The sequence below is a fragment of the Clostridioides sp. ZZV15-6597 genome, from assembly GCF_020657815.1.
Taxonomy (GTDB): Bacteria; Bacillota; Clostridia; order Peptostreptococcales; family Peptostreptococcaceae; genus Clostridioides.
Genome location: NZ_JAGWCT010000006.1, coordinates 1 through 24,440, shown reverse-complemented (window position 1 = coordinate 24,440; position 24,440 = coordinate 1). Strand labels below are relative to the sequence as shown.

The 24,440-nt window shown below is 28.7% G+C and carries 20 protein-coding genes, 1 tRNA gene and 1 other annotated feature; of the genes, 19 read left to right on the top strand and 2 right to left on the bottom strand.

Annotated elements, in window-relative coordinates; genetic code table 11:
- Positions 1-72: 72 nt before the first annotated feature.
- Positions 73-585, top strand: coding sequence for a hypothetical protein (locus tag KGF52_RS02590; RefSeq protein ID WP_227839048.1), 513 nt, complete (start codon positions 73-75; stop codon positions 583-585).
- Positions 586-957: 372 nt separating this feature from the next.
- Here the strand turns inward: KGF52_RS02590 and KGF52_RS02585 are convergent, their stop codons facing one another.
- On the bottom strand, positions 958-2,055 hold the full coding sequence (locus KGF52_RS02585; RefSeq protein WP_227839047.1) for an aminotransferase class V-fold PLP-dependent enzyme: 1,098 nt from the start codon (positions 2,053-2,055) through the stop codon (positions 958-960).
- Positions 2,056-2,345: 290 nt separating this feature from the next.
- On the opposite strand from KGF52_RS02585, the gene glpK reads away from it, so the two are divergent.
- Both glpK and KGF52_RS02575 read left to right on the top strand, forming a co-directional pair.
- The gene (gene glpK, locus KGF52_RS02580; protein WP_227839046.1) at positions 2,346-3,872 is read left to right on the top strand and encodes a glycerol kinase GlpK; all 1,527 of its coding nucleotides are present in this window, start codon (positions 2,346-2,348) and stop codon (positions 3,870-3,872) included.
- 39 nt (positions 3,873-3,911) lie between these two features.
- A complete protein-coding gene (locus KGF52_RS02575; RefSeq protein ID WP_227829487.1) occupies positions 3,912-5,030 on the top strand; it encodes an ethanolamine utilization protein EutH in 1,119 nt (372 codons plus the stop codon).
- A 108-nt stretch (positions 5,031-5,138) separates the two neighbouring features.
- On the opposite strand, the gene KGF52_RS02570 is transcribed toward KGF52_RS02575, so the two are convergent.
- Positions 5,139-5,903: a DeoR/GlpR family DNA-binding transcription regulator gene (locus KGF52_RS02570; protein WP_227829488.1), complete on the bottom strand. Its 765-nt coding sequence runs from the start codon at positions 5,901-5,903 to the stop codon at positions 5,139-5,141.
- A gap of 259 nt (positions 5,904-6,162) precedes the next feature.
- Here KGF52_RS02570 and KGF52_RS02565 point away from each other — a divergent pair.
- From KGF52_RS02565 to KGF52_RS02485, 16 genes are all read left to right on the top strand, one after another.
- Positions 6,163-6,253, top strand: a tRNA-Ser gene (locus tag KGF52_RS02565).
- 95 nt (positions 6,254-6,348) lie between these two features.
- Positions 6,349-7,137 (top strand): flagellar motor protein, encoded by a 789-nt coding sequence (locus KGF52_RS02560; RefSeq protein ID WP_227829489.1) that lies wholly within the window; start codon positions 6,349-6,351, stop codon positions 7,135-7,137.
- A 20-nt stretch (positions 7,138-7,157) separates the two neighbouring features.
- On the top strand, positions 7,158-7,898 hold the full coding sequence (locus KGF52_RS02555; protein ID WP_227839045.1) for a flagellar motor protein MotB: 741 nt from the start codon (positions 7,158-7,160) through the stop codon (positions 7,896-7,898).
- A gap of 180 nt (positions 7,899-8,078) precedes the next feature.
- Positions 8,079-8,453, top strand: a complete 375-nt coding sequence (locus tag KGF52_RS02550) for a hypothetical protein (RefSeq protein WP_227839044.1) — start codon at positions 8,079-8,081, stop codon at positions 8,451-8,453.
- Positions 8,454-8,545: 92 nt separating this feature from the next.
- A complete protein-coding gene (locus tag KGF52_RS02545; RefSeq protein WP_227839043.1) occupies positions 8,546-10,006 on the top strand; it encodes an extracellular solute-binding protein in 1,461 nt (486 codons plus the stop codon).
- A gap of 50 nt (positions 10,007-10,056) precedes the next feature.
- On the top strand, positions 10,057-13,086 hold the full coding sequence (locus tag KGF52_RS02540) for an EAL domain-containing protein (protein ID WP_227839042.1): 3,030 nt from the start codon (positions 10,057-10,059) through the stop codon (positions 13,084-13,086).
- A gap of 78 nt (positions 13,087-13,164) precedes the next feature.
- Entirely contained in the window at positions 13,165-15,231 is a 2,067-nt protein-coding gene (locus tag KGF52_RS02535; RefSeq protein ID WP_227839041.1) for an ATP-dependent helicase, read from the top strand.
- A gap of 342 nt (positions 15,232-15,573) precedes the next feature.
- Positions 15,574-15,788 (top strand) — a binding site (T-box leader).
- Positions 15,789-16,016: 228 nt separating this feature from the next.
- On the top strand, positions 16,017-16,832 hold the full coding sequence (locus KGF52_RS02530) for a transporter substrate-binding domain-containing protein (protein WP_227839040.1): 816 nt from the start codon (positions 16,017-16,019) through the stop codon (positions 16,830-16,832).
- A gap of 27 nt (positions 16,833-16,859) precedes the next feature.
- A complete protein-coding gene (locus tag KGF52_RS02525; RefSeq protein WP_227839039.1) occupies positions 16,860-17,537 on the top strand; it encodes an amino acid ABC transporter permease in 678 nt (225 codons plus the stop codon).
- A gap of 59 nt (positions 17,538-17,596) precedes the next feature.
- Complete coding sequence (locus tag KGF52_RS02520) at positions 17,597-18,319, top strand: amino acid ABC transporter ATP-binding protein (RefSeq protein ID WP_227839038.1); 723 nt, start codon at positions 17,597-17,599, stop codon at positions 18,317-18,319.
- Between the two features lie 657 nt (positions 18,320-18,976).
- Positions 18,977-20,128, top strand: a complete 1,152-nt coding sequence (locus KGF52_RS02515) for a cysteine desulfurase family protein (RefSeq protein WP_227839037.1) — start codon at positions 18,977-18,979, stop codon at positions 20,126-20,128.
- A gap of 45 nt (positions 20,129-20,173) precedes the next feature.
- Complete coding sequence (gene thiI, locus KGF52_RS02510) at positions 20,174-21,349, top strand: tRNA uracil 4-sulfurtransferase ThiI (protein ID WP_227829499.1); 1,176 nt, start codon at positions 20,174-20,176, stop codon at positions 21,347-21,349.
- A gap of 38 nt (positions 21,350-21,387) precedes the next feature.
- Positions 21,388-21,762, top strand: a complete 375-nt coding sequence (gene crcB / locus KGF52_RS02505; RefSeq protein WP_227839036.1) for a fluoride efflux transporter CrcB — start codon at positions 21,388-21,390, stop codon at positions 21,760-21,762.
- 46 nt (positions 21,763-21,808) lie between these two features.
- Positions 21,809-22,612 (top strand): prepilin-type N-terminal cleavage/methylation domain-containing protein, encoded by an 804-nt coding sequence (locus KGF52_RS21540; RefSeq protein WP_285891666.1) that lies wholly within the window; start codon positions 21,809-21,811, stop codon positions 22,610-22,612.
- A 253-nt stretch (positions 22,613-22,865) separates the two neighbouring features.
- Positions 22,866-23,504: a nitroreductase gene (locus tag KGF52_RS02490; RefSeq protein WP_227839035.1), complete on the top strand. Its 639-nt coding sequence runs from the start codon at positions 22,866-22,868 to the stop codon at positions 23,502-23,504.
- A gap of 25 nt (positions 23,505-23,529) precedes the next feature.
- Positions 23,530-24,387: a hypothetical protein gene (locus KGF52_RS02485; protein WP_227839034.1), complete on the top strand. Its 858-nt coding sequence runs from the start codon at positions 23,530-23,532 to the stop codon at positions 24,385-24,387.
- Positions 24,388-24,440 lie beyond the last annotated feature (53 nt).

The following is a 24,440-nucleotide window of genomic DNA, read 5'->3' as shown; positions in this document are numbered from 1 at the left end:
AGAATGAAACTGTAAAAATTAGATTTTTATTTATATAATTTCACTAAGAACATTTAATTTAGGAGGTAAAATATGAAGTTAAAAAAATTAAAAACTGGTATGGTCATGGCATTGACAATAATAGCTATTGGGACGTCATTGATAAATGTATCAGCTATGGAATTAAACAGGAGTGAAGAATTTGAGATTAAGTACAGTGAAATGAAAAAAGAATTTCAAGAAGAGTATGGAAAGGAAGATGAATTCAAAGTCGTATTAGATGATGAATTTACAAAAGAAGAAGTAAATGGAGCTAAAGGGATTATAAAGACAACTAATAAAATGAATAATGAAGTTGTAGTTTTAAATTATTTTGATGAAATGAAATCAGGAATTGAATTCGAATTAAAACCAAAAGCTGAAAAAAATGTAGTTTTAAGGGCTGAGTTTCAACAGGGATATGGAAAGGAAGATAAATTTAAAGTTGTACTAGATGATGAATTCACAAAAGAAGAGGTAAATGGAGCTAAAGGGATTATAAAGACAACAGATAAAGAAACAGGTGAAGTCATTGTATATAATTACTTTGATGAGCTTGAAAAGTAATATTTAAAGTATTTAATAAAAAAGAACTAAATTTAAAAGTATATAGTGTTATGTATAGATTTTAAACTTATAATAATCTGTGCATTTAAATAGCCGAATTGTATCAAAAATATAAAAGAATCAAGTATAAAAAGAGTTAAATATAAAAAGAATTGTATCAAAATAAATTTTTAATATAGGGGTGAACTTTACATATTAGAGTTCACCCTTATAAAAAAATATAAAACAACATTTGCCTATATTTAATGTTCAAGTATATTTTTGAATATGTTTATATAGAGTGACTATTTATAGATAGCTGTTATTTACAGGCTATAATCTAGTTTAACTTTAGATATTTATATAGTTTTTTTGTTTATGGTCTTTAGATATTTATATAGCCTTTTTAATTTCTAGTTTTGATTTTAAAATATCAAGGAATTTATAACAATCGTCTGGATAAATTTCTCCCATATTTGCAACTTGGAACATATTATCATCTAGAAATTTACCTTTTCCTGGATATACCACATAACCATTTTCTTCTTCTAGTTCTAATATAAATCTATTCATATCGATTTCTTTAGGAAGAAATACAGACGTAACAGTATTAGACATATACTTATCTGGAAGTAAAAATGTTAGACCTAGTTCTTCCATACCATTTCTTAAAATAGCAGAACATTCTTTATATCTTTCTATCTTACTGTCATCTTCTAAAAATTCAGTTAAAGCTTCATTAAGGGCAAATATTAAAGTGACATTAGGTGTATTTGGTGTTTGAGAAGATGATTTTGCAAGCTTATAATGTTTGTAAAGGCTAAGATACACATTTTTACATTGACTTTTTTTAATATTTTGTAAAACGCTTTCTTTAGCACAAAGGTATGCAGAGCCTGGAAATGCTCCAAGGGCTTTACCACCAACACCTGTTATTATATCTATATTAAACTCATCAACATCAATGTATTCACCAGCAGATGCACTTATTGCATCAACAAAAAATATTTTGTTATATTTTTTTGCAAGTTTTCCTAATTCAGGCACAGGATTTATCATTCCTGAACTAGTCTCATGAAATACCATAGCAATTACTTTTATGTCAGGATTTTCAAGTAAGTACTTTTCTAAAATATCTAAGTCTGGATATTCAGCCCATTTAAAGTCTGGCTTGTAGGTTTTAACACTATAAGCAGATAATATTTCTTCTAGCCTTTCTCCAAATACACCATTACTAACTAATAAAGCAGCATCTTCTTTGTCAAATATAGAAGATAATACACATTCATTTACAGATGTTCCAGAGCCAGATACAACTAGAGAATAATAATCATAAGTTGCATTATATAATTTACTGATTTTTTGCTGTGTATCTTTAAATAAATTCATGAATTCATTTCCTCTATGACATATATCATAGTGAAGAAGTGAATTTCTAACCCTATCTGTAACCATTACTGGCCCAGGACTAAATAGATATGTTTTTTTCATTGCAAATCCCCCTTAAAGTTTAATTTAAATTTTAGAATGACTGTTTATGTGCGGATATTAAAAGTTTATGTGTTAATTTAACTAGATTATAGAATATAATTAATAATATTGCAATAATATTTTAATTAAAATACTTTAACAATCAAAAAAAGTAAAAAATACAAAAAATATTGTAATAAATATTGTATAAATCCCCAAAATGATATAGAATATAAATAAGTTAAATAGATTTTATATTCAAAAAATAATAAAAAGTCTATTAATTCTGAAAATAAAGGGGGACGTTTAAAGTGAAATATGTATTAGCAATTGATCAAGGAACAACAGGAACAAGAGCAGTATTAATAAATGAAAAATCAGAGTTTGTTTTTAGTGATTATATGGAACATACTCAAATCTATCCACAATCTGGATACGTCGAACATGACCCTATAGAAATTTGGAATAACACAAAAACTGTAAGTAATAATGTACTACAACAAGCTTTTAAAAGTGGAATAGACGAAAGTGATATAAAGGGAATAGGTATAGATAATCAAGGTGAAACAGTAATGCTATGGGATAAAAATACAGGTATGCCACTATACAATGCAATAGTATGGCAGTGCAGAAGAACCTATGATTATGTTGAAAATTTAAAGAACATACCAGGATTGGAAAATAAGATAATAGATAAAACAGGACTAATCATAGACCCTTATTTTTCAGGGACAAAAATTAAGTGGATAATACATAATGTAAAAGGTGTAAAAGAAAAAATCAAAAATGGAGAAGTTCTCGCAGGAACATTAGATAGCTGGTTAATTTGGAAAATGACAGGAGGAAAGTCTTTTTTAACTGATGTTTCTACAGCAGCAAGAACCATGCTTTTTAATATAAGAGATATGGATTGGGATAGAGAATTACTTGATATTATAGGAGTTCCTAGAAGTATTTTAGCAGATATAATGCCTACAAGCGGTGATTTTGGGACTACAGATAAAGAGGCATTTTGTGGTGTATCAATAAAAATTACTGCTTCAATGGTTGACCAGCCAGCAGCTCTATTTGGAAATGGATGCTTTGAGCCAGGTATGGTTAAAAATACTTATGGAACAGGATGTTTCTTATATATGAATATAGGTGAAGAGCTGAATATAGCGGGGAATGGTATATTAACAACTGTTGCCTGGAAAATAGGAGACAAAATTACATATGCTTATGATGGTGGAGTCTATATAGCAGGTGCTGCAATACAGTGGCTTAGAGATGGAATTGGAGTTATAAAAAATTACTCAGAAACTGATGATATGGCTAACTCAATACCAAGTACTGGTGGTGTATATTTTGTTCCAGCATTTGCAGGGATTGCAGCGCCTTATTGGGACCAATATGCAAGAGGTACAATGGTTGGTATAACAGGAAGTACTAAAAAAGAACATATAGTAAGAGCTACTCTTGAATCTGTTGCACTTCAGGTTAAAGATGTCGTTGACTCTATGAATTTAGCTTCAGGAAAAGATATAAAAATGCTAAGAGTGGATGGCGGAATTACAAAAAATAATTTTACAATGCAGTTTCAATCCGATATATTAGATATACCAATTGAAATTGCAGAAAATCCTGAGACAACAGTGCTTGGAGTAGGATATATGGCAGGTCTTTCCTGTGGTGTTTGGAATAGTATTGATGAAATTAGAAATGAGTTTACAATAAGCAAAAAATACACTCCAAATATGACCAAACAAAAAAGAGAAGAAATTTTGCTTGGATGGAATCAAGCAGTAAAAAGAGCTATGAATTGGGAAAACGATACCAGAAAGATGTGTGCTAATTAAAGTACAACATAGTATTTACATGTATAGGAGGAATTAAATATGCCCTTTGATAAAGTTATATTATATATAATGGCTGTAGGGGTGCTTTTAGGAGCATTAGATAGGATAATTGGAAATAAATTTGGGCTTGGTGAACAATTTGAAGAAGGCTTTAATTCAATGGGCCCACTAGCTTTAGGGATGGTTGGTATAGTATGTCTAGCTCCAGTTATCTCAAATGTATTAGGCCCTGTAATAATACCGATATTCAATTTATGTGGAGCAGACCCATCTATGTTTGCAACTATATTAGCAAATGATATGGGAGGGTATCCATTAGCGATGGAACTTGCACACAATAAAGAAGCAGGGATGCTTGCAGGATTAGTTGTATCGTCAATGCTTGGATGTACACTTGTATTTTCAATCCCAGTAGGACTAGGTCTTATAGAATATGAAGACAGACCATTTTTTGCAAAAGGGTTATTAATAGGATTAATAACAATACCTTTTGGAGGGATTGTAGGAGGAGTGATAGCAGGATTTAATTTATCAATGGTGATTATAAATATGGTGCCAGTAATAATATTAGCAGTACTATTAGCAATAGGTTTGAAAGTAAATTCAACACTTATGATAAAGGGGTCTTTAGTTTTTGGAAAAATTATATCTATATTGATAACGATAGGATTAGGTGCAGCAGCATTTCAAGAAATAACAGGTATAGTACTTATAAAAGGAATGACACCTATAAGAGAAGGTATTCAAGTAATTGGAAGTATTGCAATAGTATTGTTGGGTACTTTTCCTATACTACATTTATTAGTTAAAGTTTTAAATAAGCCACTTACAGCAGTAGGTGGAAAATTAGGTATGGATGCAACAAGTGCAGCAGGATTAGTTTTCACTTTAGCTAATAGTATTCCAGTGTATAAAATGATGAAAGACATGAGCCCAAAAGGAAAAGTAGTAAATACCGCATGGTTAGTCTGTGCAACAGCAGCACTAGGTGATCATCTAGGATTTACAGCAGGAGTAGTTCCAGAGATGATTACACCTGTTGTAATTGGAAAGTTAGTTGGTGGAGTATTGGCGATTGCACTTGCTATGGTAATGACAAAAGATTTAACAGCAGAAGAAGAGCAAAGTAGTAAAATGAAAAAAGACATAGTGACATAGCAAAGGCACAGTATAGTTTAGGTATAAATGGAGCTAAATAAATAATTATTTGGCTCCTTAACTTTAATCAATGATATTTTATAAGGAATTAAAAATCAATAATACAAACTAATTATCAGCGATGACTAAAGGTATTCCTTTTTGAGAAAATTCTATAATTATATCGTGGTCTATACTAGCAGATGTAATAATAGTATCTATATGTTCTATAGGAGCAACTGAAGCAAATGAATTTATTCCAAACTTAGGTGGCTCAACAACTACTATCGACTTTCTAGACCTTTCAATCATTTTTTTTCGAACAAGTGATTCTTCTAAATGATAGTCAGAAATACCATTTTCAAGTGTAATACCTCCAGCACCTAAAATTGCCTTATCAACATTAAATTGTTCAATTGCTGCTAATGTAAGTGGTCCAGAAAAAGAACCTTCAGTTTCTCTAAGATATCCACCAAGTACATATACTTTTATATTAGTATTCATAAGTTCATTTGCAACCAAAATTGAGTTAGTTATTACAGTTAAGTTTTTTTTGTCTTTTAAATTTTTTGCAACTTCAAGGACAGTAGTTCCAGTATCCATGAAAATAGTGTCATTTGTGTTTATAAGTTCACTACATTTAAGAGCAATTTGTTTTTTATCATTTGAATTTATCTTTTTTCTTTTAACATAGTTAAGTTCTACGCTACTTGCTATAACTGGTATAGCACCACCATAAACTCTTTTTAAAAGTCCAATACTTTCCATATGTGCTAAGTCTCTTCGAGCTGTTTCTATTGATATATCAAACATTTGGACTATGTCATTTATTTTAATTATATTATCTGATTCGAGAATACTTAAAATTTTCTCATATCTTTCCTGTGGTAACATGGAAAATCCTCCTTGGATTAATATTATTTTAGTTTTAAGCATAACTTATGATGAATTAAGGATTTATGTCTATATGTTAATGTGTGTAGATTTATTAAATAATATTATAAGCGTTATGCAAGATAATTTTACCATATTTCAAACTTACATTTAAGTAAAAAAGTGAAAATAGATATTTAATGACTTAAAATACCTTAAATTTCATAAATTAATTGACTAAAATATAATTTTATTATATAATTTAATTGCATAGAAATACGGAGAAGTACTCAAGTGGCTCAAGAGGATCCCCTGCTAAGGGATTAGGCTGGGTAACCGGTGCGAGGGTTCGAATCCCTCCTTCTCCGCCAATTATCAAAGGCTATTCTTGTTGAAGATAGTCTTTTTTGTAATGTCTATTAATAAAAACAACCTAGCAGACATGATTAAAGAAAGGAGGGAATATATGACAACTTTAATTTTCTTTATAGTGGGAATAGCATCTTTAGTGGTTGCTTTCGTTATTGATGGGGGACACATTGGAGCATTATTTGTATTCTCATCGGCACTTGTTGTTTTTGGTGGAACTATAGGGGCTGTTGGTGCTTCAACACCATTTCCTGTGTTCAAAAAATCCATAAAGATAATGTTGTTAGCCTTTAAAAATAAAAAGCCTAATAATATAGAAAACATAGTTTATTTTAAAGAAATTGCAATCAAAGCTAGAAAAGAAGGTCTTCTTAGTATTGATAAAGAAATAAGCGAAAATGATGAATTGGACCCATTTATTAGAAAAGGTCTTGAGCTTATGGTAGACGGCGTTGATGCAGCTACAATAAGAAACATATTAGAATCTCAGATACAGATAACATCAAAAAGACATAAAGAAGGAATAGCAATATTCGATTCAGCAGGAGGGTATGCACCTACACTGGGAATCATAGGTACAGTTATGGGATTAGTACATATTTTAGGAAACCTTTCGAGTAATCCAGATGCACTTGGACCTCAGATATCTGTAGCGTTTTTAGCTACTTTATATGGTGTTGGTTCCGCCAATTTAATTTGGTTACCAATAGCATCAAAGCTTAAAGCTATAAATCAACAAGAAACTAATGAAAGACTTTTAGTGATAGAAGCGATACTATCTATACTTGAGGGCGATAATTCTAATTTAATGACAGAAAAATTAAAGATATTTTTAAATTCAAAAGAATTAATTGAACTTGGAGAAGCTGATGGTAGAGTTGAATAATATAAAAGGATGGAATATTTATGTTACATGATGAAGACGAAAAAGAAGAAAATAATGAGCGATGGCTTTTAACTTATTCCGACCTCATAACATTACTTATGATTTTCTTTGTCATAATGTATTCTATGAGTAATGTCGATGCAGAGAAATATAAACAATTATCTCAATCTTTAAGTTCTGCATTTGGTGGTTCTTCTGGAGTTATTGAAGGTGGACAAAGTAAAATAGAACCAGTAGTTGACCCAAACAATAATAATCTAGATAGTTTACAAAATCCTGAGTTTAAAGAAGTTGCTGAAAATATTCAAAATTATTTAAATGAAAGTGGATTGGCAAATTCGGTATCATTAAAAGCTCAAGATAGAGGACTAGTAATAAGCCTTAAAGATACTATCTTATTTGATACTGGAAAAGCTGTTATAATAAATGATTCTAGAGATAAGATTATTCAAATAGGTAAGATGTTAAATGAAATGAATAGTTATATAAGAGTAGAAGGTCACACAGATAACCTATCTATAAAAAATTCTGAATTTAAATCTAATTGGGATTTATCAGTCATGAGAGCAACCAATGTTGTCCAACTTCTTATTGATAGTGCAGGTATTGCACCAGATAAGTTGTCTGCTGTAGGATATGGTGAATTCAGACCAATAGCTGATAATTCATCTCCAGATGGCAAATCAAAAAACAGAAGAGTTGATATAGTCTTGGTTGATAGTAAGTTCGATGATGTAGAAAATGTTGGAGAAAATAAATAGTTAAATATGCTATCTCAATACAGAATTATTTCTAATACAGGGATAGCTTTTTTATGCGAAAATTAAAAATAGATGGTTAGTAAGTTACCTTTTTGTGAGAATATATGGTATCTTAAATATATAATATTTAAATTATGAAAGGACTCAATTTTAAAATTGATATCAAAGGTGAGTAAATAAATGGGTAATAAGAATAAAAACACAAAATATAAAGATAAAACAAGGGCAAGGTATAATAAAAAGGTTGAAACTTTAAATAAAGAGAAGTTAAAAGAATCTAATAAACAACATAAAAAAGAAGATAAGATTACTGCTATTATTAATAAATCTAGTATTGTATTATGTATTCTTTTAGTAATATTTTCTTTACTTTATCTGTTTAAGTTAGTTCAGCTTAATATAATAATGACACTTTTAGTAATTACAGTGGCTATTCAACAAGGTCTGGTATCATTTGGTGCATTTAGAGAGAAGAATTATGCTAAAGGTATATTTTCAATATTTGTAATCATTTGTTTTCTAGTTGCTTTTAAATATACTGTTAGTCCTATTTAAATATATCAGTAAATATTTTATAATTAATATAAGTAATTAAGTTACGGTTTTAATGCTATAATAAATCTTATACATTTGAAGGAGTCGATTTTATGAATAGGAGTGGATTTGTAAAATTAATTATCACATCAATGATTGTTTTATTACTTACAGGGTGTGATTTGAAAAAGGAAGAGAGCTATAAACTAGATCCAGAAAATCCGACATCAATAGAAATTTGGCATTATTATAATGGACAGCAAAAAATGGCGTTTGATAAGCTAGTTAAGGAATTTAATGACACTGTAGGTGCTGAAAAAGGAATTATTGTTGAAGCGTTTAGTCAGGGAAATGTAGTTGATTTATCTGAAAAGGTGTTAGATTCTGCTAATAAAAAGGTTGGTTCTGAAGAGGTTCCAAATATTTTTGCAGCATACTCAGATACTGCATATGAAATGGATAAATTAGAACTATTAGTAGATATTGGCAAGTACATAAGTAAAGATGAATTAAATGAGTATATAGAAGAATATGTAGATGAGGGTAGACTAAATTCTGATAACAAATTTAAGCTTTTTCCGATTGCAAAGTCTACTGAGATTTTGATGTTAAATAAGACAGATTGGGATAAGTTTGCCAAAGCAACAAATTCAAATATAAATGATATACAAACAATTGAAGGATTAGTAGAGACATCAAAGAAATACTATGAATGGACAGATAGTTTAACAAAAGAGCCTAATGATGGTAAAGCATTTTTTGGAAGAGATGCTCTAGCAAATTATATTATTATAGGAAGTAAGCAGTTAGGAGTAGAAATTTTTTCAGTGAAAGATGGAAAAGTTACACTAAATCTTGATGAAAAGGTTATGAAAAAATTATGGGATAATTTTTATGTCCCATATATAAATGGATATTTTGCATCTTATGGTAAATTCCGTTCTGATGATGCAAAAACAGGAGATATACTAGCTCTTGTTGGGTCTAGCTCAGGAGCATCATATTTTCCAGATGAAGTAATGTTAAATGATAATGAGAGTTATAAAATTGAGACGTCTGTATTTCAAGCTCCACGTTTTAAAGATAAAGAAAAATATGCTGTACAACAAGGGGCAGGAATGGCTGTAACAAAATCTACTAAAGAAGAAGAATATGCATCAGTAGAATTTTTAAAATGGTTTACAGATAAAGAGTCTAATATAAAATTCTCTATTGCTTCTGGATACTTACCAGTAAAGAAAAAAACCAATGATTTGAATGTTATAAAGGATGTCATGAATAAAGATGATTTAAAGGTATCAAGTAAAGTTGAAAGTTCAATTGTTTCATCTATTGAACAAATTAATAGTTGTAAGTTGTACACTAATAAAGCATTTGATGGTGGGACAAAAGCCAGACAAATCCTTGAGTATTCAATGATTGATAAGGCCAAAGGAGATTTAAAGAAAATAAATGAATTAATAAAAAATGGAACCTCTAAAGAGAATGCAGTAGCACAATTTAATAATGATGAAAATTTTTCAGAATGGTTTTTGAATTTTAAGACTGAGCTTGAAAATGCTGTAAAAGAGTAGGTGAATTGGCAACGTGTACCAAAATGCACAAAGGTATGGGTGGAATAAATATGGAAAATAATCTAAAAAAGAATAACTCAATAATGAAAAAGATGATATTTCCTCTAATTATTGTTATGCTAATTCAAACAAGTTTATTTTGTGCCACAATTTTATGGGGAGGAACTATTAAAAAACTAAATGACAATTCATTTGACATTTTAAATGAAAGAGTAATTAATCGTAAAAATTATATACAAAATGAGATGTTACAAAGATGGTCAAAGACAAGCGAGACAGAACTAGCTATTAACTCATCTGTAAAAAAGGTTTTAGATGAAAATAATGCCTCAATTAAAGATGTGGGTATCAACGAAGAAATTAATAAAGAAATTATAAAAAATATATCAAAAGATTTAATATATCTTTTGAGAAAAAATTCTGTTACAGGTTCTTTCATAATTTTAAATAACAAAGATATTGAAGATGATTCAATAAATAGTAAAGATGAAATAAGTAGGACAGGATTGTATATAAGAGATTTAGACCCTAAATTTAATCCTAATGATAATTCTGATTTACTAATTGAAAGAGGCTCTTCAGAGATAGCAAGAAATTTTGGAATATCTATGGATAGTTATTGGGCTCCAAAGTTTTTCTTTAAAAGTGAAAATGAACGAAAAGGAGATAATTTCTTTTATAAACCATTTAGAGCTGCAATTGATAATCCAAATACATCAAGTTCTAATTTAGGATATTGGGGAAGTCAGTTTTTATTAACAAATGCAGGAGATAGAGTTATAACATATTCAGTTCCTCTTATTTATGAAGATGGAACTGTATATGGAGTACTTGGAATAGATTTAGGTATAAATTATTTAAGAGAGTTACTTCCATATGGGGAGATAAATGAGAATAAAAAAGGTAATTATATTTTAGGTGTAGATAGAAATGATGATTTGGCATTTGAAAATGTTGTTTCAAATGGGTATACATTTAAAGAAAAATTTTGGGATGGTTTACATTCCAACCTTGAGCAAAAAGAATCTTATAAAAATGTATATAAAGTCAAAAATGAAGATGATGGTAAAATTAAAGAAAGTACTTATGCTAGTGTACAATATTTAGATTTATACAATTCTAATACTCCATTTGAAAATGAGCGTTGGGCTCTTTTGGGAATTATTGAAGAAAAAAGTTTATTGTGTTTTTCAAAAAGAGTGGAAACCTTGGTAATAGTGTCTGTTGCAGTTTCCTTAGTGATAGGGCTTATAGGTATTTATATTGCTTCAAGATTGTTTACAAAACCAATTGTTCTTTTGGTTAATAAAGTTAGAAATAGTAATCCATCAAAACCAGTAAATCTTGATAAAATAAATATATCTGAAATAGATGAATTATCTTCAGCTATAGAGCTACTTAGTGCAAATGTTGCAGATTCCTCATCAAAATTATCACAAATTATTGAAATGGCAGATATGCCAATTGGAGCTTTTGAATTATATAAAAATGGAGATAATGTTTTTTGCACAAAAGGATTTTTTAGTATATTTGCTACAGAAGATGAATTTCAAGAATATGGATATATATCGAAAAGTAAATTTTTAAAAAAAATGAAGGAAATGGATACATATTTACAGAAAAATTATAAGACAGAAAATATATATATATATAAATTTGAGTCTAAAGATAAAACGTCTAAGTGGATAAGATTAAATCTTGTTGAAGATGACTTAAAGATATTAGGTGTTGTTGTTGATGTTACAAAAGAGTTTATTGAGAAAATGAAAATTGAGTATGAAAGAGATTTTGATATTTTAACAAATCTTCTAAACAGGAGAGCTTTTTATTCACAAGTACGAGAAAAATTTGAAAACAAAGAAGAGCTTAAAATAGCTGCATTTATAATGTGGGATTTAGATAATTTAAAATATATTAATGACACCTATGGCCATGATGCTGGTGATGAATATATTAGATGTGCAGCAGATATACTTAAAAAGTTTATATCATGGAATGGTATAGTTTCTAGACTTTCAGGAGATGAGTTTTATGTATTCATATATGGGTATGAAAGTAAAGATAGCATAAGAACTATTATTAACTCTGTTAAGACACAGATGAATAATACCTTATTAAAGCTTCATGATGGAACAGAATTTAAAATAAGAGCATCAGCAGGAATTTCTTGGTATCCTAGCGATTCAACTAACTATGATGAACTAATGAAATATGCAGATTTTGCTATGTATCAAATTAAAAATACAATTAAAGGCGAAGTAAGTGAATTTGATATTAATATATATAATAAAGATTCATTCTTGTTGCATAATAGAGAAGAGTTAAATAAATTAATTGATGGTCAATTGGTTGAATATGCATTTCAGCCTATTGTGGATTGTAAAGGTGAAGTATTTGCATATGAAGCACTTATGAGACCAAAAATGGAAACTTTTAGTTCTCCAATGGATGTTATTAGATTAGCTCGTTCACAGTCTAAATTATATCAAATTGAACGTATCACATGGTTCAAAGCACTTAAATCTTTTAAGAGATATAGGGAAAAATTTGGAGTGTGTAAATTATTCTTAAACTCTATACCAAATAATAATTTATCGAAAGTTGATTTTGAAGAAATAGAAGATTTATATGGTAATTATCTAAATAGGGTAGTGTTAGAAATAACAGAGAATGATAAGATTAGTGAAGATTTTATTGATAAAAAGAAAGTATATATAAATAATTGGAATATAGAAATTGCTCTAGATGATTTTGGAACAGGTTACAATGGTGATGCTGTATTATTGTATATAATGCCAAATTATGTGAAGATTGATATGTCTATTGTAAGAGGTATTGACAAAGATGAAGACAGGAAAAAAATACTAAAAAATCTTATTTCATATTCTAAAGAAAGAAATATTAAAGTTATAGCAGAAGGTGTAGAAACCAAAAGTGAAATGGAGGCATTAGTAGCTATTGGAATAGATTATATTCAAGGATATTACGTTGGTAAACCAGAATTTGTTCCTCAAGATATAAGTGATAAAATTAAACAGGAACTCAAGTTATGTTATGAAAATAGAGATGATATAGTTTAATAGAAGAAAAATTAAATGTATTTTAAGGATACTTTTAGTTTATAATTAAAAAAGAAAATAAGATGATTATAAATTAAGGTGGTGGATGTAATAATCACAACAAATATAGATATAAGACAGTTAAATGAAAATCAACTAGAAGCAGTTGAACATATAGATGGGCCTTGCATGATACTTGCAGGGCCTGGTTCAGGTAAGACTAGGGTAATTACATATAGAATAGCTAATATGGTAGTAAACAAAAATATAGCACCAGCAAGAATATTGGCAATAAGTTTTACCAAAGCATCCTCAGTAGAAATGAAAAATAGAGCATTAAGTTTAAGTGATGATATAAGATTCAATAAAGTAACATATGGTACTTTTCATTCTGTGTTTTTTAAGATTTTGAGGTATTTTGAAAGATACAATTTAGATAGTATATTTGATGAAAAGTCAAAGAGGATAACAATAAAGGCAATATTAAAAAGTCTAAATATAGAAAATGCAGATGATGATGAAAATATAGGACAAGTTATAAATGAAATATCTTATGTAAAAAATGAACTTATGGATAAGAATGAATTTAGTTCAGAAGTGTTGACAAAAGATGAGTTTTTAAAAGTATATAATTTATATGAAGAGCAAAAATCAAAAGTTAATAAGATTGATTTTGATGATATGCTTATAAAGACTTATTATTTGCTTTTGAATAATAAATCAGCCTTAGAAATGGTTAGAAATGTATATAAATACATATTGATAGATGAATTTCAAGATATAAATAAAGTGCAATTTGAGGTTTTAAAGTTAATTTGTAATCCATTAAACAATATATTTGCGGTTGGAGATGAGGACCAAAGTATATATGGTTTTAGAGGAGCTAGACCAGATTTTTTGCTTGAATTTGAAAAATATTTTAATAATACTAAAAAAATAGTGCTGGATGTAAATTATAGGTCTAAAAATGAAATAGTAAATACTGCAAACAGGCTTATAGAAAAAAATAGAAATAGATATGAAAAAGTTATTAAATGTAGTCAAGGCAAGGGAGGCATTGTGAGTTATATTTCTCCATATGATTCAGAGGAAGAAGCTTTACATATTGCCAAGGAAATAATTGACGAAATAAAAAAGGATTATGTAGAGTATTCAGATTTTGCAGTAATTTATAGAACTAATATACAATCAAGAGCCTTAGTAGATGTATTTATGGATATGAGAATTCCATTTGTAGTAAAAGACTCAGTAATTACAATATATGACCACTGGGCAAGTCAGGATATACTAGCATATTTAAGAATAGGTATTAATCCAAAATCAAATAAAGATTGGTTAAGAATTATAAATAAGCCATTTAGATATATATCTAAAGATAGTGTAAATATGGTTAAAGATGAAAAAGATTTTGTAACAGCACTAATAAACAAATGTAACCTTCATCCCAAACAAGTCAAAACAATAACAGATTTGGAGATAGACTTGAGTTATTTGAATACTTTAAATCCTAAAAACGCAATATCTTATATTAGAACTAGTCTTGATTATGATAGATATGTTCTGGATTACTGTAGCAATAGAAAGATAAAGACTAATGGGCTTGTAGAGATATTAAATGAGCTTGAGAGTTCTGCTACAAATTTTAATACAGTGACAGAGTTTTTAGACCATATTGAGAGAGTAAAGACAGAGCTAATGGAAAATAATAAGAATAAACAGACTGATGGTGTTATATTTACAACTATGCATAGTGCAAAAGGATTAGAATTTAGGAATGTCTATATTATAGGTGCAAATGAAGGAACAATACCTCATGAAAAATCATATGATATTTGTAAGGAAGAAAAAAAAGAGGAACAATTAGAAGAAGAAAGAAGACTTATGTATGTAGCTATTACAAGAGCTGAAGAAAAATTATGTATAAGTTCTACTTTAAATAAATATGGTAAAAAAGTTGATAAATCACTGTTTATTGATGATATAAAATCTCCAACTAAAAAAGAAATTGATAGTATTGGTGTTGGTGATAAAGTATACCATAAAAAATTTCACGAAGGCGAAATAATAAAAAAAGATGGAATCATGTTTACGATAAAGTTTAAAGATAGAGAGCGAACTTTAGATTTGAAAACATGTTTATTGAAGAATATAATCCATATTATTTAACTTAGTATATAAAATTTAGTAAGGATAAGATATATCATTTATAAGTATTTAAGCAATGGAAATGAAATAGAAAAATATTATTTATAAGTATTTAAGCAATGGAAATAAACAGAAAGATATTATTTATAAGCATTTAAGTAGTTGAAAAAATAAGAAGTATATTATCTGTAATTTCCTAAAAAACAGAAATAAATAAGAAATACATTATTTATAAATATATGGATAATACAATAAGCATGTAATACAATATCTGAATTTTAGAAAATAAAATTATTAAAAAAATAAAAAACTTATTGACAAAAATATTAGAAGGAAGTACAATTGTATTAACAATTTAAGGAAACAAATCCAGTGATAGAGAAAGTAGCATACATGGATTTACAGCGAGTTAGGGGTTGGTGTAAGCCTAGCAATGAAGTCTATGTGAAGAGAGCTCTGGAGGAAATTATCAGAAGTTTTAGTTAGTATGATAATTGGTTTGCCCGCCTTAAGGGATTGAGAGGATAAGTACTTACTTATCAAAAAGAGTGGTAACGCGGATATAATTCGTCTCTTAGCTGTAAAGCTAAGGGACTTTTTTGATTTTAAAATTAAAATATCCTTTTAGCTATAAAAGCTAAAATTCACAAATTTTGAAGGTTGTATAAGTATTTATCAATAAGAGTGGTAACGCGGTAAAGTCGTCTCTTAGTCATTAAAGACTGAGGGACTTTTTTTGTAACTCGAAACATTAAAGTATTAAAAATTTGAGGGAAAATTATAATTAAAAGAGAGGGGTAGTTAAAATGAAAGTATTTAAAAAATTATTAAGTTTAGGATTAGTATTAGGATTAACATTATCACTAGTAGGATGTAGTGGTGGAGAAGAAAAAACAAAATTAGAGCAAATAAAAGAAAGTGGAAAATTGGTTGTAGGTACTAGTGCAGAATTCCCACCATTTGAATTTCATAAAGTAGTGGATGGTAAAGATTCAATAAAAGGATTCGATGTAATGTTGGCTGAAGAATTTGCAAAGGAACTTGGTGTAAAGGTTGAAATTAAAGATATGTCATTTGATGGATTAATAGGTGCTTTAAATGCAGACCAAGTTGATATCGTTCTTGCAGGTATGTCTCCAACACCAGAAAGAGAAAAGAGTGTTGATTTCTCAGAATTATATTATTTAAGTAGAAATGCAGTTATAGTGAAAGATGCAGATATAGACAAGGTAAAAACTGAAGACGATTTGAAAAAGCTTAGAGTAGGAGTACAGGCAGGAAGTATTCAGGAAGAATATGTAGTTAATACTCTAAAAATGACAACTACAAAATCTTTAAAAGCAATACCTGACTTAATTACAGAATTAAAAAATGGGAATATAGATGCAGTTGTTACTAATGAAGCAGTTTCTTTAATAAATGTTAAGAAATATGATGGAATAAAAATGGCAAACACTGAAGTTGGTAAAGATGTAACAGAAGGTATGGCAGCAGCAATCAAAAAAGCTGATAATAACAAAGACTTTATAGAATTATTAAATAAAAAGATAAAAGAATTACAAGATGGTAAAAAAATAGAAGAATTTTTAAATGAAGCATCTACTGAAGCTGCTTCAAATTAGTAAGAAAGTTATGTGGGAGATGAAATTATGAGTTTAGATTTTAGTTTTTTAAGTAAATTTGGGACTTCTTTTTTGGAAGGAACAGGTGTGACAGTAGGAATTTCTCTTGTGGCATTATGCTTTGGATTTATAATAGGTATAATTATCTGTATGGCAAAAATATCAAAGAATAAAGCATTAAGAGCAATATCATCAATATATATTGAAATTTTAAGAGGGACACCATTATTAGTACAGATATATATAGTATGGTTTGGCTTACCTCAGTTAGGAATAAGATTCCCTATGTTATTTGGTATACCAAGTGAATTTATAGCTAGTGCATTTGCATTGTCAGTAAACTCTGGTGCATATGTGGCAGAGATACTGAGATCAGGTATACAATCAGTTGATAATGGGCAAATGGAAGCAAGTAGATCATTAGGATTAAACTACTGGTCAACTATGAGATATATAATAATACCTCAAGCTATAAAAAATATACTACCTTCATTAGCAAATGAGTTTATTACACTTGTAAAAGAATCTTCAATAATATCTGTAATAGGAGTTGTTGAAATAATGCGTACTGCTGACATAGTAAAAAATGCAGCATTCAGAGCATTAGAGCCATTAATAGTAGCAGCGGCAATTTACTTTGTTATAACATTTACTCTATCAAGATTAGTTGGATTATTAGAAAAGAAACTATCTGTGTCTAACTAGATGAGAGAATATTTGGCATTTAGATAAAACATAGAATAGTATAAAAGGAAAGTGATAATATGATTACAATAAAAAATTTAAGTAAATCTTTTGGAGATTTAAATGTATTAAAAAATATAGACTTAGAAATCGCTAAAGGCGAAATAATGGTTATAGTAGGTCCAAGTGGTTCTGGTAAAAGTACACTTCTTAGATGTATGAATTTATTAGAAATACCTACAGGTGGAGAGATAATATTTGAAGGAAAAAATTTAGTTGATAAAAAAACTAATATTGATGAAGTTAGACAAAATATAGGTATGGTGTTCCAGAACTTTAATTTATTCCCACATAAGACTATTTTAGATAATATAACATTGGCACCAATTAAATTAAAAAAAATGACTAAGGAAGAAGCAGAAAAGAAAGCAGAAGTTTTATTAAGTAGAGTTGGTCTTTTAGATAAAAAAGATTCGTATCCATCACAATTATCTGGAGGGCAAAAGCAAAGGATAGCAATAGCACGAGCTCTTGCTATGGAACCAGATATGATGTTATTTGATGAGCCAACATCTGCTCTTGACCCAGAAATGGTAAATGAAGTTTTGGATGTTATAAAAGAGCTTGCTAAAGAAGGAATGACAATGGCAATTGTAACTCATGAAATGGGATTTGCAAAAGAAGTTGCAGACAGAGTTATTTTTATAGATGGAGGAAGTGTTCTTGAGGATAATACTCCAGAAGAAGTCTTTGGAAATCCAAAACATGAGAGAACAAAATCATTCTTAGCAAAAGTGTTATAATATATAAAAAAAGGATGTATTGATATTAGAAATTCAATACATCCTTTTTTAGTGATAATTAATATAATTTTTAAAATTTAAATTATACTGATATTAACTTTATTTTAACTTGATATTATATTTTTGTAGAAAAAAAAAGAGCTCGGGGTAAGCTCTTTTTTTCCATCGAATTAGTTTCCGATATTAATTCGATTTTTAATAAATATAAAATATATCCTTATGAAAGGGTATTGGGAATAGATATATTAACTAACTAGGGTTACCAGGGGGATAACCTTAATTTATTATAACAAAATGCGACACAAAAATCAATATTTTTTTTGATATAAATTATAAAAGTTATTTTTATAACAAGTAAGCTTATAAAAATAGACTTTATAGCAAAAATAAGCATATGTATAATATAATATATTTATTTTATATAATATATTATTTTATCATATATTGTATGTTATCACGTATTTTTGTAGGGTATAGTATAAACATATTATATTTTAACATAAAATTTTGTAGTTGAGTGAAAAAACTAGATTTTTATGAAAGAAGATTCTATAAACTTAAGATTATCTTTTTAATAAAGATTAACAAAAAAAATACTGTAATTAATGGTATAATAATTAGAGTTGAAGATTTTAAATAAAGGCAGGTGTAATTAAGTTGGAAATATACTTAGATAATAGTGCGACTACAAAACCTTATCCAGAAGTTATAGATAAAATGGTATATGCACTTAGTACGGATTATGGAAATCCTTCTTCTGTTCATAGAAAAGGTGTGGAAGTTGAAAAAGGTATAAAAGAAGTAAGACAGATTGTAGCTAAATCTCTAGGAGCGAAAGATAAAGAGATTTATTTTACATCAGGTGGTACAGAGTGTAATAATACCATAATAAGAGGTATTGCCAATATAAATAAGAAGAGAAGAAATCATATAATATCTACAAATATAGAACATCCTTCTGTTTTAAATACATTAAAAGATTTAGAAGAAGATGGATTCGAAGTAACTTACTTAGAGGTCGGAAAAGATGGAAAGATAAATATAGAAGATTTGAAAAATACTATAAAATCAACTACATGTTTAGTAAGTATGATGCATGTTAACAATGAAATAGGAACTATACAGCCAATAGATGAAGTTGGAAAATATCTGAAGTCTTTAAAAGAGAAGATATATTTTCATGTAGATGCCATTCAATCATATGGTAAAATAAACTTTAGGCCATCTAAATGCAATATAGATTTTATGAGTGTAAGTGCACATAAATTTCATGGTCCAAAGGGAATTGGATTTATGTATATTAAGGAAAACAATCGTTTAAAGCCTATGCTAACAGGAGGAGGACAAGAAATTGGAATTAGGTCTGGAACAGAAAATGTACCTGGAATATATGGGCTTGGAGAAGCTGTAAATATATTAAGTAAAGATTTAGATGCTGTTATTTTGAAGATAAATAACTTAAAAAACATATTTAGAAATAAAATAATTGAGAATATAGAAGATATAAAAATTAATTCTCCAGAAGATGGCGTATGTCATATATTAAATGTATCATTTATAGGTACAAAAGGAGAAGTTTTACTTCATTACCTAGAGCAAAAAGGAATTTATGTGTCCACTGGTTCTGCATGCTCTTCTAAGAAAAAAGGTAGTCATGTTTTAAATGCTATAGGTCTTGCAAATGAAGAAATCAATGGAACAATAAGGTTTAGCCTATCTGATATGAACACAGAAGATGAAATATTTGAAGCTGTGAAAGTATTAAAAGAATCAATTTGTGATTTAAGGTCAATAATGAGAAAGAAATAAAGAATACTGTATAAATAATAAGAAGAAAGTAGTTTAAGAGGTGAAATGGTGTATAATATATTAATAGTAAAGTATGGAGAAATTGGAGTAAAAGGAAAAAATAGATATATATTTGAGAATAGACTTATAAGAAATATAAGAAATATGTTAAAGCCAATTGGCAAATTTAATGTATATAAAGAGTATGGAAGAATATATGTTGATTTAGAAGATTATGATTATGAAGAAGTAATTGAAGAAGTTAGAAAAGTATTTGGTATAGTAGGTGTATGTCCTGGAGTAAGAGCTAAAAAAGATTATGATACATTAAAAGAAATAGCTTTAAAGATGTTAGAAGAAAAAATAGATGCTGGATATAAAACTTTTAAGGTAGAGTCAAGAAGAGGAGATAAGTCTTTTAGATTAACTTCTCAAGAAATGAGTATGGATATAGGTGGATACTTATTATCAAAGGTAGGAGATAGAATTGATGTTGATGTAAGAAATCCAGAAGTTAAAATAAAATGTGAATACAGAGAATTTCATACTATGGTTTATAGTGATACTATACCTGGATATGGTGGTTTGCCACTTGGAACTAATGGTAGAGCGATGTCTCTTTTATCAGGTGGTATAGATAGTCCAGTAGCAACATGGATGGTTGCGAAAAGAGGTATGGAAGTAGAAGCAGTACATTTTCATAGCTATCCATTCACAAGTGAAAGGTCACAAGAAAAAGTTAAAGATTTAGCTAAGATATTAGCTAAATATTGTGGTAGAGTAAGACTTCATAAAGTAAATATACTAGAGATACAAAAAGCAATTGGTGAGAATTGTAATGAAGAAGAAGCTACTATTCTTTCAAGAAGATTTATGATGAGAATAGCACAAAGACTTTCTGAAAAAAGACATTGTGATGCTTTGATTACAGGTGAAAGTATTGGCCAAGTTGCATCTCAAACTATACAAGGGCTTACTTGCACTAATGCTGTTGTAAATTTACCAGTATTTAGACCACTTATAGCTATGGATAAATCAGACATAGTTGATATAGCTAAGAAAATAGGGACTTTTGAAACATCTATAATACCTGAAGAAGATTGCTGTAGCGTGTTTTCTCCTAGAAAACCTGTCACTAAGCCTAGACTAGAGAAAATAGAAAAATCTGAGCTGTCACTTGATATAGAAAAATTAGTACAGGATGCAATTGACGGAATAGAGGTTGAAGACATAGAATTTTAATATGGAAGTGATTTAGTTATTTGGGGTAGGTGTTACATGTGATTCAAGTATTATATGTTGGTATTGGTGGATTTTTGGGAGCTATATTAAGATATTTAATATCTCTAAAGTTTGTAGGAACTAAGTTTCCATTTGGGACTTTAGTGGTCAATATTATGGGTGGAATTTTAATTGGTTTTGTGATGGAAATGAGTATAAGAACAAATTCTATTTCTAATAATTTGAAATTGTTTTTGACAACTGGTTTAATGGGAGGACTAACTACATTTTCTACTTTTAGCTTTGAAACTGTAAAGTTTTTTGATAGCGGGAATTATATATTATTTGGACTAAACATATTTTTTAACTTGACATTAAGTATTTTGGGAGTTTTTGTTGGAAGAGCTTTATGTAGACACTTTGTTGCTATATAGCATGTTAAAGTAAATACTATAATTTTATTTAATGGGAATGATTATTATGAATAAAAAGGGTTTTACACTAATTGAATTATTGGTAGTTATATCTATAATAGGAATTTTGGTTATAGTTGCACTACCAGCACTTTTTAAAAATATAGAAAAAAGTAAAGCAGTAACATGTCTTTCTAATAGGGAAAATATAAAGACTCAAATTGTTATTGCTGTAGCTGAGGAACCTAGTAAAGATAAAAAAGAGGTTATAAAAGATGTATTAAAGAATACAGATGGTAAGTATTTTGAAACAGAGCCAAAGTGTAAGTCAGGTGGAACATATTCAGCAGAGTTTGATGATGGTTATGATGGAATAACTGGAGAAGAAAGTATTGCAAGAGTTTATGTTACTTGTACAGAACATCCAGATGGTGTTGAGATGGCTAGGGATGTACATCAAAGTATGAAAGATTTAATTGCATCTTTTGCAGTAGACCCTTCTGTAATACCAGGGTCTTCAAAAGGGAATGATGCTTTTAGAAATTATTTACTAGATAATAAATATAAAAAAGGCTGGCCTACAATTCCAGATGAATTTAAGAAGAAATATAATTTAAGTAAGGCAACATTATATATACAACCATATGCATATAATCCTACTAAATCTGATGCTACTGTAGTTGTATTTGCAAATGATAAGACTGGAGGTAATTGGTACACATCTTTAGTTTATGATTATGATGAAGGTAGATGGTATAAAGGTAACAATGGTATTTCTGTTGCAGGTAGGTCATGGGATGTTGATACAGATACAGTTACGTCTGTAAAAACAGAGATTCATACCAAAACTGGTTGGGGTCCTTTAAATTAATATAGTATATTTTATCAACTTTACTGGTATTAATCGTTCTGTAGAAAAATGATATTTTCTATAGTTGAGTGATACCAGTTTTTTATTGAAGATTATTTGTAGAGTAGATATATTGATATTTTGATATTATAAAAGCTTCACATGTAAGCTAAAAATAATTATAATAAGAATATAAAGAAACTTAATTATAAAATTAAGTTTCTAAAGATTTGGTATTTAAGATAACAAATACATAAAAGGGGGAATAGATATAATGAATAATTTACAAGACAATCAAACAATAAATTTGATACAAGGGCGTAGAAGTATACGAAAATTTACAACAGAGCAAATTACAGATGAACAATTAGATACATTATTACATTGTGCATTTGCAGCACCTTCAGGGTGTAATAAACAGCCATGGCACATAACTGTTGTACAAGACCAAAAACTTTTAAAAGAGATTAGTGATGATACTTTTTCTAGAATTCATGAAGTTAGTAACGTTGAAATAAATAAAAATTTTAAATTATTTTATGGTGCACCAACTGTTTTATTTATTTCTTATGACGAAGAGAGTTCATGGGCTCCATATGACGCGGGAATACTTACAGGAAACATAACAACAGCTGCACAAGCTTTAGGACTTGGGAGTTGCATAATAGGAATGGTTAGGGGACTATTTACACCTGTTGAGCAAGGTGACATTGTGGGTCTTGTGAGTGTTCTAGATAAAGATGATGTAAAAGAATCAGAATCGACAACGATGAAGTTTGATACAAATAAAAAATACAGAGAATTATTAAATATACCAGAAGGATATTGTGTACCATTTGGTATTGCTGTTGGTGTTCCAGATGGGAAATTACCACAAGCTAGAAATGTAGTTTATAAAGTTTCTAGGGTTTAGAATATTTGAGTAGGGAGTAGTTCTAATGTCTATATCTATTAATACAAGGAGTGCACATGTAAATCAGAGTAATTATAGCAATAAAAGTAATGACAAGTTAGAAAAATTTGATGAGCGAATACAAAAGCTAGAAAGTTTAATCACAGATTTGAAAACTGATAAAAATATGGATTCTAGGATAAAAGATATGAAAATTGAAGTATTACAACAACAAATTGATGATTTAAAAAATCAAAAACAGGAATATGCAAATCAATTAATTAAAGAAGGAACACTTAAAAAAGAATCTAAACAATCTGATATTAATCAAGAAAATTCTCAAGATAAATACGATTATTCGAAAGGATTAACTTACTATACCACAGAGACTTTAGTGTCGTCTGACCGTGATATAAAAAATATTTCTAAAACTAATAGTATGAGAATTAGTTTATCTGATGATATTCGTACTAAGAATATGGAGATGAGTAGTCAAACTCGTCATTCATCTACCAAATTCGATTTATTTGAGAGTGGTAAATTAAGTAGCGGATTAAGCAGGATTAATATGTCTTTTGGAGAACAGCTATCTGCTAGTAAAGATAAAATTGAGGCGAATAATAAAAAGATAAAAGAAATTAAAGAAAATGAAAGGAGTAAAGAAGAAGAAATTTATGAAGATAAACAAGAGTCTATAGATGTTATTACTGAAGAACATATAGTTATATCAAATGATTCAGTTGATAAGCATAAAAATTCTGCTTTAAATAGCACTGAAAATATTAAAGAGGAAAATGTTAAAAAAGAAAACAAAAGATATACAAAAACAGATAAAGTAGAATACATAATGGAAATTGCTAAGCTAGAAAAAGAACTTCATAGAAGAATTGATACTACTATTTAGATAGATATATTTTTATATTTATAGAATAATAAAATGAGTTTAATTAATTTAAG